The sequence below is a fragment of the Cryobacterium sp. Y57 genome, assembly GCF_002929505.1.
Classification (GTDB): domain Bacteria; phylum Actinomycetota; class Actinomycetes; order Actinomycetales; family Microbacteriaceae; genus Cryobacterium.
The window spans coordinates 98815-120560 of sequence record NZ_PJJL01000070.1; the positions used below are offsets into that span (position 1 = coordinate 98815).

Annotated in this window: 19 protein-coding genes; 7 read left to right on the forward strand and 12 right to left on the reverse strand. The window is 65.5% G+C overall.

Annotated elements, in window-relative coordinates:
• Nucleotides 1-106: 106 nt before the first annotated feature.
• The 8 genes from CXY72_RS13235 to CXY72_RS13270 form a co-directional block, all read right to left on the reverse strand.
• Nucleotides 107-1219, reverse strand: coding sequence for a right-handed parallel beta-helix repeat-containing protein (locus CXY72_RS13235; protein ID WP_233197823.1), 1113 nt, complete (start codon nt 1217-1219; stop codon nt 107-109).
• Between the two features lie 266 nt (nt 1220-1485).
• Nucleotides 1486-2628, reverse strand: coding sequence for a cysteine desulfurase family protein (locus tag CXY72_RS13240; RefSeq protein WP_104128142.1), 1143 nt, complete (start codon nt 2626-2628; stop codon nt 1486-1488).
• A 4-nt stretch (nt 2629-2632) separates the two neighbouring features.
• Nucleotides 2633-3511 carry a carboxylating nicotinate-nucleotide diphosphorylase gene (nadC, locus tag CXY72_RS13245; protein ID WP_104128143.1) on the reverse strand — a complete coding sequence of 293 codons (879 nt, stop codon included), beginning with the start codon at nt 3509-3511 and terminating at the stop codon, nt 2633-2635.
• Nucleotides 3505-5124, reverse strand: a complete 1620-nt coding sequence (gene nadB / locus CXY72_RS13250) for an L-aspartate oxidase (RefSeq protein WP_104128144.1) — start codon at nt 5122-5124, stop codon at nt 3505-3507. Before nadB ends, nadC begins: the two co-directional genes overlap by 7 nt.
• 1 nt (nt 5125) lies before the next feature.
• A complete protein-coding gene (gene nadA / locus CXY72_RS13255; RefSeq protein ID WP_104128145.1) occupies nt 5126-6436 on the reverse strand; it encodes a quinolinate synthase NadA in 1311 nt (436 codons plus the stop codon).
• A gap of 47 nt (nt 6437-6483) precedes the next feature.
• A complete protein-coding gene (locus tag CXY72_RS13260) occupies nt 6484-7203 on the reverse strand; it encodes an NUDIX domain-containing protein (RefSeq protein WP_233197824.1) in 720 nt (239 codons plus the stop codon).
• A gap of 87 nt (nt 7204-7290) precedes the next feature.
• Entirely contained in the window at nt 7291-8061 is a 771-nt protein-coding gene (locus CXY72_RS13265) for a polyprenol monophosphomannose synthase (protein WP_233197825.1), read from the reverse strand.
• Nucleotides 8062-8065: 4 nt separating this feature from the next.
• Nucleotides 8066-9610, reverse strand: a complete 1545-nt coding sequence (locus tag CXY72_RS13270; RefSeq protein ID WP_146071178.1) for a glycosyltransferase family 39 protein — start codon at nt 9608-9610, stop codon at nt 8066-8068.
• A gap of 129 nt (nt 9611-9739) precedes the next feature.
• Between CXY72_RS13270 and CXY72_RS13275 the strand changes: the two genes are divergently transcribed.
• On the forward strand, nt 9740-10585 hold the full coding sequence (locus tag CXY72_RS13275; RefSeq protein WP_233197826.1) for a carbon-nitrogen hydrolase family protein: 846 nt from the start codon (nt 9740-9742) through the stop codon (nt 10583-10585).
• A gap of 4 nt (nt 10586-10589) precedes the next feature.
• Here CXY72_RS13275 and CXY72_RS13280 read toward each other — a convergent pair whose 3' ends face one another.
• Together CXY72_RS13280 and CXY72_RS13285 are read right to left on the reverse strand one after the other, a co-directional pair.
• On the reverse strand, nt 10590-10982 hold the full coding sequence (locus CXY72_RS13280) for an ATP-dependent DNA ligase (RefSeq protein ID WP_233197827.1): 393 nt from the start codon (nt 10980-10982) through the stop codon (nt 10590-10592).
• A 169-nt stretch (nt 10983-11151) separates the two neighbouring features.
• Nucleotides 11152-12252: an alpha/beta fold hydrolase gene (locus CXY72_RS13285; RefSeq protein WP_158252572.1), complete on the reverse strand. Its 1101-nt coding sequence runs from the start codon at nt 12250-12252 to the stop codon at nt 11152-11154.
• A 189-nt stretch (nt 12253-12441) separates the two neighbouring features.
• On the opposite strand from CXY72_RS13285, the gene CXY72_RS13290 reads away from it, so the two are divergent.
• The gene (locus tag CXY72_RS13290; RefSeq protein WP_104128148.1) at nt 12442-13515 is read left to right on the forward strand and encodes an alkene reductase; all 1074 of its coding nucleotides are present in this window, start codon (nt 12442-12444) and stop codon (nt 13513-13515) included.
• A gap of 185 nt (nt 13516-13700) precedes the next feature.
• Here the strand turns inward: CXY72_RS13290 and CXY72_RS13295 are convergent, their stop codons facing one another.
• On the reverse strand, nt 13701-14900 hold the full coding sequence (locus CXY72_RS13295) for an aminotransferase class I/II-fold pyridoxal phosphate-dependent enzyme (RefSeq protein WP_104128149.1): 1200 nt from the start codon (nt 14898-14900) through the stop codon (nt 13701-13703).
• Nucleotides 14901-15046: 146 nt separating this feature from the next.
• On the opposite strand from CXY72_RS13295, the gene CXY72_RS13300 reads away from it, so the two are divergent.
• The 5 genes from CXY72_RS13300 (at nt 15047) to CXY72_RS13320 (ending at nt 20882) form a co-directional block, all read left to right on the forward strand.
• Nucleotides 15047-16666, forward strand: coding sequence for a S1C family serine protease (locus CXY72_RS13300; protein ID WP_104128150.1), 1620 nt, complete (start codon nt 15047-15049; stop codon nt 16664-16666).
• Between the two features lie 199 nt (nt 16667-16865).
• On the forward strand, nt 16866-17864 hold the full coding sequence (locus CXY72_RS13305; protein ID WP_104128313.1) for a glycosyltransferase family 2 protein: 999 nt from the start codon (nt 16866-16868) through the stop codon (nt 17862-17864).
• A gap of 4 nt (nt 17865-17868) precedes the next feature.
• The gene (locus tag CXY72_RS13310; protein ID WP_104128151.1) at nt 17869-18693 is read left to right on the forward strand and encodes a CDP-alcohol phosphatidyltransferase family protein; all 825 of its coding nucleotides are present in this window, start codon (nt 17869-17871) and stop codon (nt 18691-18693) included.
• Nucleotides 18680-19588 carry a glycosyltransferase family 2 protein gene (locus CXY72_RS13315; protein WP_233197828.1) on the forward strand — a complete coding sequence of 303 codons (909 nt, stop codon included), beginning with the start codon at nt 18680-18682 and terminating at the stop codon, nt 19586-19588. Before CXY72_RS13310 ends, CXY72_RS13315 begins: the two co-directional genes overlap by 14 nt.
• Nucleotides 19589-19607: 19 nt before the next feature.
• Nucleotides 19608-20882: a CDP-glycerol glycerophosphotransferase family protein gene (locus CXY72_RS13320; protein ID WP_104128152.1), complete on the forward strand. Its 1275-nt coding sequence runs from the start codon at nt 19608-19610 to the stop codon at nt 20880-20882.
• 10 nt (nt 20883-20892) lie between these two features.
• On the opposite strand, the gene CXY72_RS13325 is transcribed toward CXY72_RS13320, so the two are convergent.
• Nucleotides 20893-21738 (reverse strand): hypothetical protein, encoded by an 846-nt coding sequence (locus CXY72_RS13325; RefSeq protein WP_233197829.1) that lies wholly within the window; start codon nt 21736-21738, stop codon nt 20893-20895.
• Nucleotides 21739-21746: the final 8 nt, after the last annotated feature.

The window sequence follows — 21746 nt, forward strand, 5'->3', positions numbered from 1 at the left end:
GCGCAGGTGCAGCGTGGGACTGCCCTCGTTCTCCAGCGGACCAGACGGGCAATTCGCCGCTGAGGATAGCCTTCTGTCATGACGATGTCGGGTCATGCTCTCGCCGTCAGGGGGTCTGGCACGCCACGTTCGAAACGCCTTCGGCGGCACCGGTCGCGGTGTTACTGCACTCGACGCGATTGGTCAGCTCGGGAGTGAGTGAATAACCGAAGCCCGGCCCGTTCACAGCGGCGGAGTTGTTGCGAAAGATATTGTCTTTGCCCCAGCCCTCGATGATCTCGTGGGTCTGAAAACCATCCCGCAACGAATTCGTTCCCAAGTTGGAGTCGACGACCCAGCCGTTGCCCTTGACGTCGACCCACGAGTCTGCTTCCCGGAGAGATGACCCGTCGAATGTGTTCTTGCTGACGATTCCGTTGCTCGTGCCCTCCTTCACATCGACGCCCTCCGCTGTGGTCTGCGAGAAAGTATTACCGGTCACGGTATTGCGATCGCTGCGATCCGGCAGGCATCCGCTGATCTTGCACCAATTACTCTCGGCGGTGCCGATATAAACCCCTTCGCCGAATTTCGGTTTGCGCAGCCCCGTGTCGAACACGGTATTGTCCAGCACCAGATTGTCGGTGCTGAACCGTCGCAGATGGATGGCCTCGTCGCCGATCGTCGACACGGTCAGGCCGCGGAAGGTGGATCCGACGGTCCCGTCGGCCATCACCCCTTTCTGCCCGTTGGTGACGGAAAAGCCCAGCAGGTTCCAGTACTGGGCACCGTCAAGGTGCAAGACGTAGCCGTCCATGGGATCACCGCCGTCAAGAACGCTGTCGGATCCGCCGCACAGAGTGATCGGCTCGTCGACGGTGCCCGAGGTCGACGCGACGAAGTTGCCCTGGTAGTTTCCGGGGGCCAGCACGATCAGGTCGCCGGGAGCGGCATCGATGAGTGCCGAGGTCAATTCGTCAGCGGATGCAACCTCGGTTGTGGCGCGGGCGCAGCGGGCGTCGGTACGTGGTCGCGCGGAGGCGGTGGGTGTCGAGGTCGGAGCGGAAGACGGAGCGGAGGTTGGAGCGGAGGACGCGCCTGGGGTCGACGTCGGACCGGGGGAGGTAGCCCCGCCCTGCGCCCCGGCAACCGACACCCAGACGAGCCCGATAACCAAGGCTCCGCTCAGGAAGGCGGCCCCCAAGGCCAGCCAGGGTCGAGTAGTGAGCAGCTGTTTCACGGAGAGAGTTCCATTTCGTCGGGTCTGAACGATCGCGGTGAGTGCGTGAACGCCAAGCGCGACGAGGGTTAGGAGCACCAACGTCGCCAGCAGCAGCGCGCCGATTCGGTGATGAGTGTACGAGCCGTTTGGCCCTTACGTCCGACGGTGTCAGCGTCGCGCGTCAACCAACCCTGCTTGTTCAGGGTGACGAAGGCAAGCGCCGTGGTGGGGCGCGCACTGAAAATGACTGTCAGCGCTACTACCGGCAGGAGAATAAATTTAGTTCAGGCACCGAGCCGGGCCACCGCGGCGACAGCAGCACGAACGGATGCCGCGGCCGCGGCCGCATCCGCCGCCGTCGTACCAGCGCCCAGCGTGAACCGCACCGCCGTCTGAGCCACGTCGGCCGACAAGCCCATCGCCGTGAGCACGTGCGACGGTTCGCTGCTTCCGGCCGCGCAGGCGGACCCACTCGAACAGACGATGCCGCGTTGTTCGAGCTCGAGCAGCACCGCCTCGCCGCTCGTGCCCGGAAACACGAACGACGCGGTGCCCGGCAGACGTTCGGTGCGGTGTCCGGTGAGGCGGGCCGATGGGGTCTCGCCCAGCACGGTGGCGATAAATTCATCGCGCAGAGCGTCGGTTCGGCTGGCGGCCAGAGCGCGTTCCGCGACGGCCAGGCGTAGCGCCATGGCCAGAGCCACCGCCCCGGCGACGTTCTCGGTACCGCTGCGTTTGCCGCGTTCCTGCCCGCCACCATGCACCAGCGGTTCGATTGCCAGACGCCCGCGCAAAAAGACGGCACCGATGCCGGGGGGAGCGCCGAGTTTGTGGCCGGACAGGCTCAGCGCATCCACGCCGAGCCTCGTCACATCGAGGTCGAGCCAGCCGCCGGCTTGCACCGCATCGGTGTGGAACGAAACACCAGCGGCGTGAGCCACAGCGGCCAGCTCGACCAGGGGCTGCACCGTGCCGACCTCATTGTTGGCATAGTGCACGGAGACCAGGGTCGTGTCGGGCCGAAGCGCGCGGGCCAGGCCAGCGGGGTCGACGCGGCCGGCGGCATCCACCGGCAGCAGTGTGATCTCGAAACTGTGCAGGCGGTGCAGGTAGTCGCAGGATTCCAATACGGCTTCGTGCTCGATCGCGGTGGTGACCACGTGGCGGCCGCGCGGGGTGCCCAGAGCTATACCTTTGATTGCGAGGTTGTCGCTCTCGGTGCCGCCGCTCGTGAACACGACCTCGCCGGGACGACACCCCAGCGACTGCGCCACGCTGCTCCGTGCCTCCAGCAGTGCGGCCGCCGCAGCTTCGCCGACCTGATGGTGGCTCGACGGGTTGCCGAAACTGCCGGTCAGATGCGGCCACAGGGCCTCGAGTGCTTCGCGGCGCACCGGGGTCGTCGCGGCGTTGTCCAGGTAGATCATGGGTCTAAAGCGCGAACCCGGCCGGCGTGTTCACCCGAATGGCGATATCGAGGCCGAGGTCGAGAGAGTGCACGCTGTGCGTGAGCGCTCCCACCGAGATGACATCGACACCGGATGCCGCGATCTCGCGCACACTCGCCAGCGACACACCGCCGCTGGCCTCGACGATCGCACGCCCGGCGACCTGAGTGACGCCCGCGAGCAGGTCGTCGGGGCTGAAATTGTCGAGCATGATCGTGTCGATGCCCGCGGCGATCACGTCTTCGATCTGGTCGAGGCGGTCGACCTCCACCTCGAAGTGGGTGGTGTGCGAGAGGCGGGCGCGCACGGCCAGCAGCGCCTCGGTCAGGCCGAGTGGCCCGGCCGCGAGCACGGCGAGGTGGTTGTCCTTGGCCATGACGGTGTCGGAGAGGCTGAACCGATGGTTGTGGCCGCCGCCATCGCGCACGGCCTGCCGCTCCAGGGCGCGCAGTCCGGGGGTGGTCTTGCGGGTGTCCACGATGCGGGCCTGGGTGCCAGCCGTCTCGGCCACGTACCGGGCGGTCAGGGTGGCGATTCCGCTCATCCGCTGCACGAAGTTCAGGCCGATGCGCTCCGCCTGCAGGATGCCGCGGGCTGGGCCGGTCACCTCGGCGAGCGTTGCACCCGCATCAAACGGGTCGCCGTCGGCGACGAACCGGCGTACCTCGATGCGGGCGTCGGTCAGGGCGAAGGCGGCGGCGAACACGGAGCCTCCGCTGAACACGCCCGGTTCGCGCGCTTCGAGCCGGGCCGTCGCGACGGCGTCTTCGGGAATGAGCACGGCCGAAGTGAGATCGCCCCACGGGGCGTCCTCGTCGAGGGCGGCCTGCACAACAATGGTGATGGAATGGTCGGTCAGCATGCGATGGCCTCCTGGGCTGCAACGAGTGGGAGTGGTTGTACGTGTCGTGCTTGCGAGACTGAGTGGGCCAGTTCGGGCCGGGGTTCGGGAAAGTCCGAGCGGTAGTGCGCGCCGCGGGACTCTTCGCGGGCCAGGGCGGCGGCCACGAGCAGCCGGCCGAGACCGAGCAGGTTGCGGTCTTCGAGGGCAGCGACCGAGGTGCTGGTGTGTTCCGGTGCGGTCCACTCGGCGAGGATGGCGGTGGCGGTAGCCAGGCCGCCACCCGAACGGTGCACCCCGGCGACGTCCCAGAGGAGCTGTTGGAGCGCGGGGCGATCAACCAGCGTGCTGGCGTCAGCCGACGGTAATTTTATGGCGGTCTCGTCGGAGAGGCCATGAATCGAGCTGGTCGAGAATTCAACCGGCGGATGGGGGCGCATTGTGGTGTGGGTCGCGCCGACCGGCCACGGCTGGCCGAGCGCGCGCACTGCACGGTCGGCGAAAACCGCCGCTTCGAGCAAAGAATTGGAGGCGAGCCGGTTGGCGCCGTGCGCTCCGGTGCGAGCGACCTCGCCGACGGCGAAGAGCCCGGGCAGGCTGGTGCGGGCCCAGGTATCCGTTGCGACACCGCCCATCCAGTAGTGCGCGGCTGGCGCCACCGGGATGGCCTCGATCGCCCAGTCGAGACCTGCCGTCCGGCAGGCTGTCGTGATGGTGGGGAACCGGGTTTCGAGCAGCTCGCGTCCGAGCGCGGTCGCGTCGAGCAATACCGGGGCGCCGCCCTGTCGTTCCATCTGGCGGGCGATGGCACGGGCGACGACATCGCGTGGCGCGAGTTCGGCGTCGGGGTGTTCGGCGAGCATGAAGCGATCGGCGAGGAGACTGCGCAGAACGGCGCCTTCACCCCGCACCGCCTCGGACACGAGCGGGGTGCCGGGCGCAGCCAGGGCGGTCGGGTGAAACTGGTAGAACTCCAGATCGGCGACGTCTGCGCCGGCACGGTACGCCGCCGCTACCCCATCACCGGTCGCGACCGAGGGGTTGGTGGTGTGGGTATAAAGGGCTCCGGCACCGCCGGTGGCGAGGATCACGGCGTCGGCGTCGATGGTTCGCTGCATGTTGTCCGGGCCGAGCACGCGGGCGCCTCCCACGACGCCGCCCTCGACCAACAGGTCGACGAGCATCGTATGTTCGCGCACGTCGATCGAGGCCCGGCGTCGCACGGTCGCCACGAGGGCAGCCTCGACGGCGGCCCCGGTCGCGTCGCCGCCGGCGTGCACGACCCGCGAGCGTGAGTGTGCCGCTTCCAGTCCGCGGGCCACGCCCGACTCGTCCCGGTCGAAGTCCACGCCGAAGCGGATGAGGTCGCGCACCCGGGCCGGACCTTCTTCGCAGAGCACCCGTACTGCGGCCGGCTCACACAGTCCGGCACCGGCGCGCAGGGTATCGAGCACGTGCGCGTCGACCGAGTCGTCCCGAAACAGGGCAGCGGCAATGCCACCCTGCGCGTAGCGGGTATTGCTCTCCGGCAGTACCGACTTGGTGACGAGGATCACGTGGTGTCCGGCATCCGCTGCGCGCACCGCGGCCAGCAAGCCACCGAGGCCGCTGCCGATGACGAGGATCGACGCCATCTCAGGCGCCGACCAGAACCGGTGGCCGGGCTGCGAGCATGCGCTCGAGGGCCAGCCGGGCGTGACCGGCAACATCGGCCGAGACCGTGATCTGGTTGAGAACCTGACCTGGCGCTTCGCCACCGCCGACAAGTGCCTCGAGCACCCAGGCCAGGTAGCCGGCGTGGACGCGGTACATGGTCGAGCAGGGGCAGATCACCGGGTCGAGGCAGAAGATCTGATGCTCGGGATGCTCGGCGGCGAGACGGTTCACGAGGTTGATCTCGGTTCCGATCGCAAAGGTCGTGCCGGCCGGAGCGGCGGCGATCGTCTTGGCGATGAAGTCGGTGGATCCGGCCGCGTCGGCGGCATCAACGACCTCCATCGGGCATTCCGGGTGCACGATGACCTGCACGCCCGGGTGTTCAGCGCGGGCGGCCTGAATCTGCGGCACGGTGAAGCGGCGGTGCACGCTGCAGAAGCCGTGCCAGAGCACGACCCGGGCGTCATCGAGTTGGGCAGCCGTGTTGCCGCCGAGGGGCTTGGTCGGGTTCCACATCGGCATCTGCTTAAGCGGAACGCCCATGGCCTTGGCGGTGTTGCGGCCGAGGTGCTGGTCGGGAAAGAACAGAACCCGCTGGCCACGTTCGAATGCCCACTCGAGCACGGCCTGGGCGTTCGAGGAGGTGCAGACGATGCCGCCGTGCTCGCCGCAAAAACCTTTGAGCGCCGCGGAGGAGTTCATGTAGGTGACGGGGATCACCGGAACTCGGCCCGAAGCATCCGGAGCTGTGCCGTAGAGTTCCTCGAGCTGCTCCCAGCACTCGGTGACGGAGTCGATGTCGGCCATGTCGGCCATGGAACAGCCGGCGGCGAGGTTGGGCAGAATCACGGCCTGGTCGCCGCCGGAGAGCAGATCGGCGGTTTCTGCCATGAAGTGCACGCCACAGAACACGATCGCAGCGGCGTCGGGACGGCTCTGCGTGGCCTGGGCCAGCTGAAAGGAATCGCCGACGAAATCCGCGTGGCGCAGCACCTCATCGCGCTGATAGAAGTGACCGAGGATGACCACCGAATCGCCGAGCACGTTTTTGGCTTCGATGATACGCGCGCTGAGTTCCTCCGGTGAGGCAGTGCGGTAGCGCTCCGGCAGCGCGCCCTGACGGGGCGACCCGGCCGGTATCACGTCGCCCATCGACGAACCGGGTCCGTAGCCGAGCGTGCCGGCGTCGAACTCCCACGGAGGCGTCGCCAGGTCGGTGCTGCACGTGCTGCCGGCGATTGTGCCGGTGCTGATGAGACGGATGGTGGTCTCGACCGAGGGAATATTCATGGCCGTGCTCCTTGAAAGTGGTGGGCTGGAAAGTGCGACACAGTGGGTCAGACAGTCGGTCCGGGTGGATCGTGCGCGGCGGCCCGATCGTCGTAGCGGTAGAGCCGAGCTGGGCGATGCCGCGCCCCGGCCACATGTTGGTCGGTGCTGATCAGGCTGCCGCTCGCCTCGATCGACCGGCGAAAATTGGCCGGGTCGAGTGCTTTCTGCAGCACGGCTTCGTGTACCCCGCGCAGTTGGGCGAGGGTGAAGGTGTCGCCGAGGAATGCGTGGGCGATGCGGGCATATTCCACCTTGGTGCGTAGCCGCCAGAGCGCGTATTCCACGATGCGGTTGTGGTCGAAGGCGAGTAGAGGAAGTCTGTCCGCGGCGAACCAGCGCACGTTCTCTCCAACGGATGCCCGCTCCGCGACTTCGGAACGCACGAGCGCCCAGTAGACGACGGAGACCACGCGCAGCCCGGGGGAGCGGTCCATGTCACCGAAGGTGTACAACTGCTCGAGGTACCGCGGCGAGAGATCGGTCGTCTCACGCAGGGTGCGGGCGGCGGCCGCCGCGAGTTCCTCGTCGGCCGGCAGCCAGCCGCCGGGCAGCGCCCAGAGGCCGAGGTGCGGTTCGCGCGTGCGGCGCACGAGGGGCAGCCATAAAGTCTTGCGTCCCGACGTGTCGTCCCGGCGTAGGGCGAAGATTACCGTTGAGACGGCCAGGGTTGCCCGGGCACTTCCATGCTCGAGCGGGCTCTGCTCGGTCAGATGATGCTCCAGCACGGGGATCCCGTCGTAAAGGTCGGATTGACTTTAACTGCTGGGATTATCATATAGTCAAATCGACTCAAACACCGAAATAAGTGAAATTCAGTTTTGACGTGCGGCCGCAGCGGCCTCGCGTGCGCCAGTGCGGCTGATACCCATACCCATCACGCCCCACAGTGTGACGCGGGCCATCGCCTCCACGGCGATGCGTGGACTCATCTTCGACGCTCCCCGTACCCGCTCGACGAATGTGATCGGCACCTCGACCACGCGCAGGTCGGCCCGCACGGCGTGCAGCAGCATTTCGATCTGAAAGCAGTAGCCGAGGCTGTCCACGCTGGAAAGGTCCATCCGTTCGAGGGCCTGGGCCGAGTAAACCCGGTAGCCACCGGTAGCGTCTCGTTGCGGCAGCCGCAGCAACAACCGGGAATAGAACGACCCTCCGCGGGAGAGCGCACGCCGGTGCCAGGGCCAATTCTCGATGGCCCCGTCGGGCACCCAGCGTGACCCTATCACGACGTCGGCCGTGTCGGCCGCCGCCAGCAGTCTCGTGAGCTGCTCTGGCAGGTGGGAGCCGTCGGCATCGATTTGCACCAGTTGGGTATAACCGCGGGAAAGACCCCAGCCGAAGCCGTCGAGATACGCTGCACCGAGCCCGGTCTTTTCGGTGCGGTGCAGCACGTGAACGCTCGGATCCCGGGCCGCCAGGCCGTCGGCGAGTGCGCCGGTGCCGTCGGGGGACGAATCATCGACGACCAGGATGTGCACGTCGGGCACGCTGCAACGCAGTCGATCTACGATTGAGGCAATATTTTCTGCCTCGTTGTAGGTCGGTACGAGGACCAGGGTGGTGGGCACAGAGTTGGTCGGCACGACGTTACCTCGTCATTTCAATGATGCGGGTGCGGTTTACCAGTGTCGACTGGGCGACGTGGAATCCTTGAAGGGTGAGCGTGCGGACATCCGTTTCTCTTTTCGAATCTCCACTCCCCGAGTATTGCAGGAGCCAGACGCGGTCGAGGGTCGTTACGGCCGGCAGCGCGTCGGTCAGTGGTTCGACCTCGTCCCACAGCCAGGTCGTCGCGTCGTATGGCCGGGTGAGGGTCACATCATGCAGGCCGGCGAAGGCTTCGGGGTAGAGATGCATGGCCAGCCGCGGCAGGCGTGACGGTCGCACGCTCTGGTCGAAGACAACGCCATCACCGGGCGTCGCTTCGCTGGCGATGATGTCGGCGGCCTGACGCCAGTCGCTGCCCTCGTTCTTGCCGAAGTCACCGCGTTGCGCGGCGTAGGCAGGCACGATCACGACCACCAGTGCCAGCATGCTCGCTGCCCGCAACCAGTTGTTGGCGAGCGCTGCAACACCGATGGCAATCACGATGCCCACCGCCGGGGCACAGAGCGACAGGTAGCGCAACGAATACATCGGTACCAGTTGGGTGCCGATGAGCAGGATGGCACTGGGTATCACCATCCATGCCACAAAAATTGCCAGTCCGGCGCGTCCGGGTAATCCGGTGGACCGATGGGCAACGGGACCGCGCAGGAACACCGCGAGCACTGCCCCGAGGATGAGCGCCCAGGCCACGATTGCCACCGGGACAGTGTCGAACCACTGCATCACCGCGGCCTCTGAGACCGTCACCTGTGGCCGTCGGCCGATGAAGGCGATCTGTTCCCGCTGCGCGGAACCCGCCAGAAATATCGGGGCGGCCAGCAGCAGCCCGAGTGCGCTCGCGCCCATCCAGGCGGCGGCGCTGCGCCTTAGAAGATGCCGTCGCGCTAGCACTAGAACCGTTACCGCGTGCACTGGCAGCAGCAAAGCCAGAAATAGAAAGACGTAGATGCCGAGCGCGAGCAGCAGGGAATATCCGCCCCACAGCAGGATCTGGTGGCTTCGACGCGCGCCTTCGCTGCGCACCGCGTGCACGAGGAGCACGGTGAGCCAGACCCCGATGGCCGTCGCGATAGCGGTGGATCGCGCTTCGGAGCCCATATAGGTGACCCGGGGAATCAGAGCGAAGACCAGGCCGCCGCCGATGGCCACCCGCGGCCCCATGAAGAACCGAGCCAGAACGACAGTCCCCGACGCGGCAACACCGATCGCGATCGCACTCGGCAGCCGGGTGGAGAGCTCTGAAGTGCCAAAGAGATCGATCCAGCCGTGTAGGAACAGGTAATACATGCCGTGCACGGCATCCACGTTGTCGAGCATGCCGAACAGCGAGGGCAGCGATCGTTCAGCCGACATAATGCTCGCAGCCTCATCGCCCCAATACGACGGCTGCCAGGACCAGGCGAACGAGATTAGACAGGCTATGAGGCCTACGAGGCCTGCCGACCAGCCGGGTGAACGCCGCACCCTCAGGAATCGTCCGGGTAGCGGGGATGCCGTGAGGTGCGAAGCGAGAACGGAAGTCACCCTATGAACCTACCCAGCAATTGTTAACGAAAGCCTTTGAAACCCCCCGAGTTGCCTGCCAAGTCCAATCCCTTCACTGGTCGGCCTCGGCAGAAGAGCCGGTATCGAGCCAACGGCTAGGCTTTCGCCATGACTCCAGGCACCGCACGTGATCACGCCAGCACCGCCGAAGCGAGCATGGTCGGCGTGGCTGTCGCCCAGTTCGCGCCGGGGCCTGATCGGGCGCACAATCGCGCCGTGCTGCGACAGCTTGCTACCACGGCCGCTGGGCGCGGCGCCCACCTCGTGGTTTTTCCCGAGTACTCCGCCTTCTTCGAGCCGAAACTCGGGCCGTCGTTTGTGGCGGCAGCCGAACCACTCGATGGAGAATTCGTCACGGCATTGGCCGCGCTCGCCGCGGAGCTAAGCGTTCATATTGTCGCTGGCATGCTCGAAACGACCGCAGACCCGGCCCGGTTTTCCAACACCCTCGTCGCCGTCGACCCAACCGGACGCCTCGTGGCGACCTACCGCAAACTGCACCTCTACGACGCATTCGGCGCTCGCGAATCACAGTGGGTACTGCCGGGCACAGTGACCGATCCAGAGATCTTTGACGTGGGCGGGCTGCGAGTGGCCCTGCAAACCTGCTACGACGTGCGTTTTCCCGAGGTCACACGTCGGCTCGTCGATGCTGGGGCTACCCTCGTGCTCGTGCCGTCTGAGTGGGTGCGAGGCCCGCTCAAAGAACACCACTGGCGCACCCTGCTCACGGCCCGGGCTCTGGAGAACACCGTCTTTCTGGCCGCGGCCGACCACACACCGCCAATCGGCGTCGGAACGAGCTTGATCATCGACCCGATGGGCGTTGCCCTGGTCAGTCTTGGTGAAAGCGCGGATGTCGCCGTCGCATTCCTGGCGCCAGGACGGGTCGCCGCCATACGGGCGATCAATCCGGCCCTCGCACTACGTCGCTTCGCCGTCGTTCCGCGCTGAATACTCAGCGTTCGCTGACGCTGGCTTTGGTTGCGCGGGTTTGTGCGGCCACTCGAATGCCGAGGGACGGTTCGATCTTGGCCGCCGCGTCGGTGTCGACGGCGGCGCTTTCTTCGGCGGTGACGACCAGTCCTTGCGCGCTGTTGGCCGAACGAGTCAGCTGGGCAACCCACTTCGGATTGATGGTCGGTGCGTGGCCACCGGCGAACTTGAAGTACAGCGGAATCGCCGGGTGCAGCCAGACTGAACTGCGACCGTCACCGACCACAGCGGCGTCCCGCCAGGACAGCAGAAAGCTCTCGCCGCGGCGCAGCTTTTGAATGATCACGAGCTGCAGGTGTGCCAGCATGCGGTCTTCGAATTCCACGACGACACGGTCATACGTGAGGGAACCCACGATCGCCACTTCCACTTCGATTATCGGTTACGCGTTGCTCGGTTACGCGTTGTTCGGTTGCGCGTTGTTCGGTTGCGCCGGCCGGAAGCCGGGATCGTATGCAAGCGCGGCCTGCCCGGTAGTTAAAAACTGAGGACATCTTCTACTGTCCTCCATTCGGGGGGTAAGTTCAAGGTTTAGAGAAAGTGTTCGGCTGACTCGCGGGTGCCAGGATCGGCCGGGGATCGGCGAATTCGAGCCTGAGCAAGACCTCGAGGGGGCGCTCGATCTGGCCGAAATGCCCGGCTCCGGCGATGGTGGTGATCACGCAGTTCGGTACCGCAGCGCGCAGTCGTTCGTCATCGTCAGCCGTCACGAACACATCGTGGTCACCGTGCACTGAACGTACCGGGCAGCAGATATGCGCCCACCGGGCGGCTGTGTCGTAGGCGCCAGCCCGCACGGCCGCGCCAACGAAACGGGCTGGCCTGACCTCGGTGCCGAGCGCAGCGACGACCGTCGAGGTGACAGCCCCCGGACGGCTGAACAATGGGGCTGCGAGGGCGCGTAGCAGGCCGAGGCGCGCGACAGCCCGCACCAGGCCGCGGCCGAGGGGGCCGGCGAACTGCAGCATCCGCATGGTCAGGAGCAGCGCCGTGAACGAAGGCAGCACCAAGAAGTGTCGGATCGGGTGACGAACGCTGTTCTGGATCGAGAACGTGGTGGCCGAGACCAGTCCAACGGATGTCGTCGCGCGCTTTTCGCTCGCCGCCAGCTGCAGCGCGATGAAACCACCCATGGAGTGACCGACAACGTTCCAGTGCTCGTAGCCGAGAGAGCGGGCTGCGTCGGCGACCAGCTCGGCCATCGAATCGACGCCAGATGGCGACTCGTCGGTGGCCACGGGAGAATCACCCCACCCGGGCAGGTCGGGAATGATGAGATCGACCAGATCGCGGCCTGTCGCATCGGCTGCCTGCAGCAGGGGCGTCCACGTCGTCCACGAGCCGGCGGCGCCGTGGAGAAGAATGGTCGCCGTGTCGCTCGCGGTGCGGCGTCCGTGCCGAACCACGACCGTTCCGCCCCGAAGGCGCATGGTACTCGTGGTGAGACCGAAGTGATGAGCATCGGCGTCAAGGGGAAATGGACTGTACCCCAACGCTGTGGCCGGTGGGGCTGGCTGTGGCCGAATGGGCACCCGTGGGCCGGACGCGGGAGCATCCGGGGTCCCGAGCGCTGCCACGGGGTGGTTACGGGCCGCTGGTCGGGACATCAGGGAGTTCATGGTCATAGTTCGGTGCCGCAAGCAAACCGGATTGCCCATTCGAATGATTCGGGCAGCCGAACTTACAGTGAATTGGCAGGCAGGAATATCGTGCCGCTGCGATCCGTTCTGCCTACGGATGCACAGGACTTCCCTGGAGCCTCCCAGAACAACATGTCCGGTCTGACTGACCGGATGATTTAGAAAGAAGTGTCTGTGAAACTCTTTTCTCCGCTGAACGTTGGCGACCTCGAACTTCCCAACCGTCTCGTCATGGCGCCGCTGACCCGCGTCCGCTCCGGCCAGTCGGGTGTTCCCGGTGAACTCGTTGCTCGGTACTACACGCAGCGAGCCACCCTCGGCCTGATCGTGAGCGAGGGTACCTACCCGAGCCATGCGGGCCAGGGTTTCACCGGCCAGCCGGGGCTCGTCGAACCGGAACAGCTTGCCGGCTGGAAAGCGGTCACCGACTCAGTGCACGCCGCCGGAGGCCGTATCGTCGCCCAGGTCATGCACGCCGGCCGGGTCACCCACGAAGCGACCACCGGTGGCTACCCGGTCGTCGCGCCAAGCGCCATCGCCGTCAACGGCGTTACGCGCACCTATGACGGCAAGAAGGACTACCCAGTACCGCACGCTCTGACTATCGACGAGCTGGGCGGCATCCTGGACGAATTCGTGCAGGCCTCGAAGAACGCCGTCGCAGCCGGATTCGACGGCGTCGAACTGCACGGCGCCAACGGTTACCTGCTGCATGAGTTCCTGTCGCCGGCCTCCAACGTGCGGGACGATCCCTTCGGCGGCTCGCCCGAAAAGCGCGCGCAGTTCGTCATCGATGTGGTGACCGCAGTCGCTCAGGCGATCGGCGCCGACCGGGTGGGCCTGCGTATCTCACCCGAACACGACATTCAGGATGCGCTCGAAACGGATGCCGTCGACGTCACGGCCACCTACGGTGCTCTCCTCGAAGGGATTGCCTCGCTCGACTTGGCGTACCTGAGCGTGCTTCATGCCGACCCGCGCAGTGAATTCGTGCAGAATCTGCGCTCCCACTTCGGCGGTGTCTTCCTGATCAACAGTGGATTTGGCACCATCACCGAGCGCGACGAGGCTCTGGCCATCGTTCGCGACGGTGTCGCGGACGCCGTCGTCGTTGGTCGTGCGGCCATCGCCAATCCTGACCTCGTGCGCCGCTGGCGTGACGACCTGCCGGTGAACGAGCCCAACCCGCTCACGTACTATGCCGACGGCGCAGAGGGCTACACCGACTACCCCGCCCTCGCTTCTTAACCCCCCGCTCAGCCCACCTCACTCGGGTGCGGCGCATAACTCCTGCAATTTGGGGGCCGCCGGTGAGAATTCCGCGTCATTTCGGGGTTCAGACCGCGCTCCCACAGAAATTGCAGGAGTTACGCCCGCGGGGGTGTTCGGTTAGCGTCGGGTTGTAGGAGTTATGCCCGGGGGGGGGTATGCGATCAGCGTCGCGACAGCGCCGCGAGCTGGTTCGACGCCTGCTCCAGAAGTTCTATCTTCTTGCAGTAGGCAAACCGAACAAGCGGCGCATAATCGGCCCGGTTCGCCGGGGAGCAGAACGCGGTGACCGGCACCGCGACCACACCAGCCAGCTCCGGCAGGAGTCGGCATAGCTCTGCGCCATCCGTGAACCCGAGCGGTGTCGCATCTGCAACGATGAAGTATGAGCCCTGCGGCAGCGTGATTTCGAAGCCGGCCGCGCGCAGCCCGGTAGCCAGCACATCGCGTTTGTGCTCCAGCTCGGCGCCAATGCGGGTGAAGTACGAATCGGGAAGGTCGAGCCCCGCTGCGATCGCGGGTTGGAACGGCGCCGCACTCACATAAGTGAGAAACTGTTTGACCGCGAGGATTGCCGTGATGACGAAGGAAGGGGCAGAGACCCAGCCCACCTTCCACCCGGTGAGGCTGAACGTCTTCCCGCCCGAGGAAATGGTGACCGTTCGATCCCAGGCTCCTGGCAGGGTGGCGATTGGAATGTGCGGCGCCTGACACGTGAGGTGCTCATACACCTCGTCGGTGACGATGATCGCGTCGTGCCGATGTGCGAGTTCGACGATTAGCTCCAGCGTGTGCCGGGCAAAAACCGTGCCGGTGGGATTGTGCGGATCGTTCACGATAATCAGCCGGGTGCGGTCGGTGACGGTTGCCCGCAGCGCGTCGAGGTCTGGTTGATAGTCGGGTGCCCGCAGCGGCACTGGTCGATGGATGCCGCCACCGAGGCCGATGAGGCCGCCGTAGGCGTCGTAGAACGGCTCAAAGGTGACGACTTCGTCACCCGGCTCGATCAATGCCAGAATCGTGGCTGCGAGAGCTTCTGTGGCCCCCGCAGTGACGAGAATTTCGCTGCCCGGGTCGAGGGCTAACGCATAGAACCGGTGCTGGTGCCGGGCGATTGCCTCCAGCAGTATCGGCTGGCCCCGGCCGGGCGGATACTGGTTGACCCCGTCGCTGATGGCTTGGCGGGCCGCCTCGAGCACGACGGCTGGCCCGTCTTCATCGGGAAAACCCTGCCCGAGGTTGATCGCACCGGTGCGCATCGCGAGCGCGCTCATCTCGGCGAAGATGCTCGCTGCAACGGTGCCATCAGCGGCGAGAAGTCCGGCCCCGCGCGCCGTGCGTAGCCACGCGCCGGAGATGGTCATCGGTGGCTTGTTTGAGTGAAGTTCTGCATGGTTTCCAAGCTATCGCTTGGGCAACGTCTGGGCATGATCATTGACTGCTCTCAGCTTGTACATATTGAACGTTCAGGTTTGGGCGCAAAGCTGGCAACGCTTGGAAGGAGCACCCGATGACCGACAACACCAAGGATTTTGGCACCACCCCGGATTCGGCTGATGACGCCGCCGCTTTTGCTGTGAATGAGTCCGGCGAGGCGACCCCACCCACTGCCCCGCCGTCGGTACCGCCCACCGATGCCCCGGCCGCGCCCAGGCCCCCGACCGCGCCGCCGGCGAGTGTCGAGCCCGCTGTCCCGGTCGTCAACGCACCGACCCTGCCGACTCCCGATGTCCCCAACACCGCCCAAACCGTTGCCTACCCGACGGATGCTTTCGGTCGCCCGGTCGAGACCCCGACAGCCGCAAGCCTCGCTGTCGCTCCGAGCCCGTCGTCGCAGTCGTATGCGACCGCGGATTCGTATCCCACGGACGCTTTTTCCGGCCAGCCCTTCGCTTCCACCAAAACGAAGGAACCCGGTCGCCGCAAGGGCAGTGTCGCGTTGATTGCAGCGCTCGCCATTGGTGCTCTCGTCGGCGGATCGTCCGGTGCCGGGATTACTGCGCTCATGATGAATGGCCAAAACAACGGTGTGCCGGTCAGCCAGGTCTCCGGCCCGCGCAATGTCGTGGTGAACGACACCAAGAGCGTCAATCAGATCACCGCTGTCGCGGCGAAAGCTTCGCCGAGCGTCGTGACTATCGACGTCTCCAGCAGTTCCTCGGGTGGAACCGGATCCGGCGTGATCCTCACCGACGATGGCTACGTGCTCACCAACACCCACGTCGTCACCCTCGACGGGGCCGCCTCCGACGTGAAAATCGAGGTGAAAAGCAACGATGGCAAGCTGTACGCCGCCACGCTCGTTGGTACCGACCCGGTCTCCGACCTCGCCGTAATCAAACTGACCGACGCCAGCGGACTCACCCCGATCACCTGGGGCGATTCCTCCAAGCTCAACGTCGGCGACAGCGCCATCGCCATCGGTGCCCCGCTCGGTCTGTCCGGCACGGTCACTGACGGCATCGTCAGTGCCCTCAACCGCAGCATTACCGTCGCAAGTTCGGCAGCGCCGAGCTCACCCGACACCCCAGCGCCCGACGAAGGACAGAACCAGAATCCTTTCTTCTTCGACTTTCCGAATCAGGACGGCTCGCCGTCGAAGGGCGCCCAGGCCGCCACAGCGAATATTGCCCTCCCGGTGATTCAAACCGATGCCGCCATCAACCCGGGCAACTCCGGAGGCGCCCTGCTCAACGGCAGCGGTGAACTGATCGGCATCAACGTGGCCATCGCCAGCGCCGGCAGCACCACCTCGTCGTCCGCTGCCGGCAGCATCGGCGTCGGATTCTCCATCCCGTCGAACTTTGCCAAGCGCATCTCCGAGGAGATCATCGCCAACGGAACGGCTACCCATGGCCTGCTTGGTGCGGGCGTCAAGGACGCGTCCAGTTCGACCAGCAGTACTGTGGGCGCCCTCATGAGCAATCTAACCTCGGGTGGTGCCGCCGCCAAGGCCGGTCTGGCCGAGGGCGACGTCGTCACCAACTTCAACGGCGTGCCGATCACAGACGCGATCGACCTCACCGCTCAGGTACGGGTGCTCCCCGCTGGTGGAACCGCCGACCTCACCTATGTGCGGGACGGCAAGTCGACCACCGTCTCGGTCACGGTGGGCGAATACACCAGCTAGCCGCACTCTGCTCCTCCCTTCTCATCGCGTCGCCGGCTCGCCGGCGACGCGATTCTGGTGAGCGGTGCTGTTTGACACCTTCCGAGGTGATTAGCATTTCCTGGGCTGGTAGGCTCGATCGTCTTACTCATCGAACGGAAAGCTGGCCAGCCAGGTGCACCAACGTGGTGGGGGATTTCTTCTCGGGGTGTCGTACGTGATGCCGGTGCTCAACGAGGCGACGCACGTGCGAGCCGCCGTCGAGAGTCTGCTGGCACAAGACTTTGAGGGCCCGTTCGAGGTCACCCTGGCGCTCGGACCGAGCATCGACGGCACGACCGAACTGGTCGAAGAAATGGCCGCGGTTGACTCGCGTATTCGCGTCGTGCCCAACGACATCGGCTCGACTCCGGCAGGCCTGAACATCGCCATCCGTGCGTCGCAGTACGCGGTGGTCATTCGCGTCGACGCGCACTCGGTGCTACCACCCGAGTACGCCCGCATCGCCGTGGAGACGCTTGAGCGCACCGGTGCCGATAACGTCGGTGGCATCATGGATGCCCGCGGCATCAGCGCATTCGAACGCGCAGTGGCTCGCGCGTACGGTACCCGCATCGGCCTCGGTGGTACCCCGCACCATGTTGGCGGGGCTGCGGGCGCCGCCGAAACCGTCTACCTCGGTTGTTTTCGCACCGCGAGCATCCTGGCTGTCGGATTGTTCGACGAGGGCGTCAAACGCGGTCAGGACTGGGACCTCAATCGGCGCCTCCGTGAAGCCGGTGGACTTGTCTGGTTCACCCCCAAACTGCGCGTGCTGTATCGTCCGCGGCCGACCCTGCCCCAACTTGCCCGGCAGATGCTCTCGACCGGGCTCTGGCGCGGCGAACTGGCCCGTCGATATCCGGCGGCCAACGGCATCCGCTACTTTGTGCCGCCGGCCATGGTTCTGGCGGTAGCTCTCGGGCTGCTCCTCGGAGTGGTCGGAATCGTGCAGCTGGCCGTCGGCGCGGCGCCGTGGTTGTTCCTCGGTCTCATAGTTCCCATCGGGTACCTGGTCATCGTGGTGGCCGCGACGCTCACGGTGGCCAGGCCGGACGGAATTCGTACCTCCCTGAATTTTCTCGTAGTCTTGCCCTGCATTCACTTCTGCTGGGGGGTCGGGTTTGTGTTCGGGTATCTCAAACTCACCAGCAACATCACGGAACACACGGGAAGGTGAGCAGATGACCAGTTCGCCCGAGACCTCACATCGGCGCTTGGCCCGACCGGAATCGATCGCTCAGCTGCGCGCGGTGGCCCAGCCGCCCGAAGTGCGCCTGCGTGCCAACGCCGAGCACTGGACGGCGAGCCTGTACCTGCGCGACCTGTCGCCGTACCTGACCTGGGTGCTGCTGAAGACCCGCATCTCCGCTAACGGCGTGACCGCGCTGATGATCCTCGCCGGCTGGTCGACCACCGCCGCCCTGCTGATCCCCGGAATCTGGGGGGCACTGCTCGCCCTCGCGTTCAGCCAGGTGCAGATGCTCATTGACTGCTGCGACGGAGAAGTGGCGCGATGGCGCGGCACGTCCTCGCCCGCGGGCGTGTTCCTCGACAAGGTCGGACATTATTCCACCGAGTCGCTCATTCCCATCGCCCTCGGAATTCGGGCGGCAGCGTACCCATTCGATTCACCCGATGACTTTTTGTGGAGCAGCCTAGCGTTGCTGCTCGCTCTGATCATCGTGCTGAACAAGGCGCTCAACGACATGGTGCACGTTGCACGGGCTAATGCCGGATTGACGAAGCTCGCCGACACCCACGGCGAGAAGACTCCGACCTCGAGCGTGATCGCCCGGGTGCGCCGACTCGCCCGTTTCGTACCCTTCCATCGCCTGTACCACTCGGTTGAACTGACCATGGTCATCTTCGCTGCCGCCGTCGTCGGACTGTTTCTCGAGCAGCCGCTCGTTGACCGGACCGTGCTGATCGTACTGGTACCGCTCGCGTTCCTATCGCTCATCGGTCATTTCGTGGCCATCATGGCGTCCAAGCGTGTCCGTTCCTGACGCAGCTGCCGGCGCTGCACCGGCCGGCGCTGTGACGGTCGGTGTGGTGGTGCTCACTCAGGGCACCCGTCCGGCTGATCTCGATCGGGGTATCCGCTCGGTGCTGGCCCAGCAGGGAGTGACCCTCGACGTGGTCTGCGTCGGCAACGGTTGGCAACCGACCGGCCTGCCGGTCGGCGTGCACTCCCTCGGACTTCCGACCAACCTGGGCATTCCAGCCGGCCGTAACCGCGGCGTTTCGCGTGTCACCGGGGAATACCTGTTCTTCCTCGACGACGATGCGAGCATTCCCGACCCGAATTTTTTGATCGACGCGATCGGCAAGATGCGCGCCGACCCGACAATCGGGCTGCTTCAGCCTCGGGTCGAAGACCCGGCGGGAATCGAATCGCCGCGTCGGTGGATTCCCCGCATCCGCAAGGGCGAGGCCAGTACGCCCGGACCGGTGTTCTCCGTCTGGGAGGGCGCCGTTCTGCTGCCGCGCAGCGTCTTCGACGCGACCGGAGGCTGGGCCGAACCATTCTTCTACGCGCACGAAGGCATCGAACTGGCGTGGCGGGTCTGGGACCAGGACCGGGTCGTCTGGTACGCCGGCGACCTCGTGGCCAACCATCCGGTCATTCAGCCCACCAGGCACGCCGACTACTACCGGCTGAACGCTCGCAACCGGGTGTGGCTGGCTCGGCGCAACCTGCCAATGCTCTTGGTGCCGCTGTACGTGGGCGCCTGGACGGCGATTCAGGTGCTGCGCTTTGCCCCGAGCAACCGGCCGGCACTGCACGCCTGGTTCGACGGCTGGCGCGAAGGGTGGCGTCATGACCCGGGACCACGGCATCCGCTTCGAGCACGCACGGTCTGGCGGATGACCCGCGCAGGGCGCCCTCCGATCATCTAACGAAAGGTAGTCTTAGCCGGTGGCAATTCGGGAAGACGTCAGGCGTGCAGTCAAGCTGGTCAGGGATGTTATGGCCTCCCGCAAGGCCCAACACGAGCTGCGTGGGCCGCTGCAAGAACGGGAGCTGCGCGAAGACAATCATTTCAAGATTGCCGTGTACTTTGCTGACGGACCCGTCAACATGTACCAAATACGGCAGTGGTACCAGCCGCTCGCAACACTCGCCAAGACGTGGCCGGTACTCGTGATCAGTCGTACCGGCGGCGGCACCCTCAAGCTCATGGACGAGGCGCCCATTCCCGTCGCCTACGCTCGCACGGTGCCTCAGCTCGAGCAGATTGTTGCCGAGCAGGATATTCGTATCGTGTTTTACGTCAACCAGAATCCGCGCAACTTTCAGATGATGCGCTACGGGCGATGCTGGCACGTTTTCATCAACCACGGTGAGAGCGACAAGATGTACATGATCACCAACCAGTTCAAGGCCTACGACTACTCGTTCGTTGCGGGGGATGCTGCACTCGCCCGGCTCGACCGGGTGCTCTGGGACTACGACTTCGATAAGCGCGCCATCAAGATCGGGCGCCCCCAGGCCGACTATTTCAGCGGTCAATTGCCTTACCTGCCCGATGAACGCCAGGTCGTGCTCTATGCGCCCACCTGGGAGGGGGACAGGGCCGCCGCGGCCTACGGCTCTGTCGCTACCCACGGTGTTGCGCTCGTCACTGCTCTGTTGGCCACCGGTACCCACCGCGTCATCTATCGACCACACCCGCGCAGCGGCGTCGTCGACCGTCTCTACGGGGCCGCCAACAAGAACATAATCGCCGCCCTCGCCGCGGCCAATGCCCGAGACCCGCGCGCGCAGCACGTCTATGACTCCGGCCCGGACCTCGGCTGGCAGCTGGCCGCAGCGGATATCGCCATCGTCGACATCTCCGCCATGGTCTACGATCGGCTCGCCACCGGCAAGCCGCTCATCATCACCCGGCCGGTGAACTCGGCGGCCGTCATCGACACGAGCGGCTATCTCTCCGACTGTGAGTGGCTGGCTGCCGATCACGCCGCCGATATTGTGCTCACCGTCGACCGACTCACGCACGATGATGCGGCGGTCGATCGCCTGCAGGGCTGGGTGCACCGTTATTTCGGTGACACCGCCCCTGGCGTCGCGACGGGCCTCTTCCACGGGGCCGTGCAGCACCTGATGGATGAGTGGGACCGATTCGCGGCTGTGCACGATGCCGATCGTGCGATCGTGCCCGATTCTGCACAGAGTCCAGACATGGAATAGTACACCGACGCTACGTCGCTCCGGGCGTGGTCGGCCACGAAGTGGATGCCGCCGGGTCGGCCGGTACGGCCGCCACCGACTTACCGCGTCGCTTTTCGCGAACCGTGATGGCACGCATTTGCGGGTCCAGATCCGGCCGAAAACCGGCGGGGGCCGGACCGAATGCGAGGCGTGACGCGCGCATCACCTTGGTGCCCAGAATGTGGTTTCCCGTACCGCCGATCACCGCTCCGATGCCAAACGGCAGGGCCTTCCCGAGCAGGCTCGCCCCGCCGCGGGTGGCGAACTGGCGCAGAAATGTGCTTTTGAGTCGGTCGGTGAGTGGGCCGAGAACAGCGCGGGGAAGACTGTTGGTGATGAGTTCACCCCAGTAGGTGTTTCTCGCGGTTCCCGAGCCGGTCACCTGACCGGCGAGTTGTCGCACCAGATCGCTGCCCTCTCGGCCGAGCATCATCGTCATGACGAGGGCGCGGGCGCGATCGGGGTCTTCCACCGCGATTCCATGTACCTCGCTCACCGATTGGGTGAACAAAGCCGTCGCTTCGAGAAAACCGGCAGTTTCCACTCCCGATAGTGCGAGGGTGATTCCGGTGCCGACACCGGGAATAACCGCGGTAGCGCCCACCGCGGCACCGCCGGTCGTGACCGCCGCGAGATAGCGTTTTTCCAAAATGCGCACGATTTGTTCGGGGGTGGCTTGGGGATGGCGCCGTCGGATGCTGCGAATATGTGCAAGCACGACGGGGCGGTGTATGGCCAGCACCCGATCAAAGCCCTTGACAAGCCCGGTAGGCAGTGCCCCGCCTTGGGGAGTGCCGCCGGTCGATGACAGCATCGGTATGCTCTTCCTCGCCATGGCTCGCC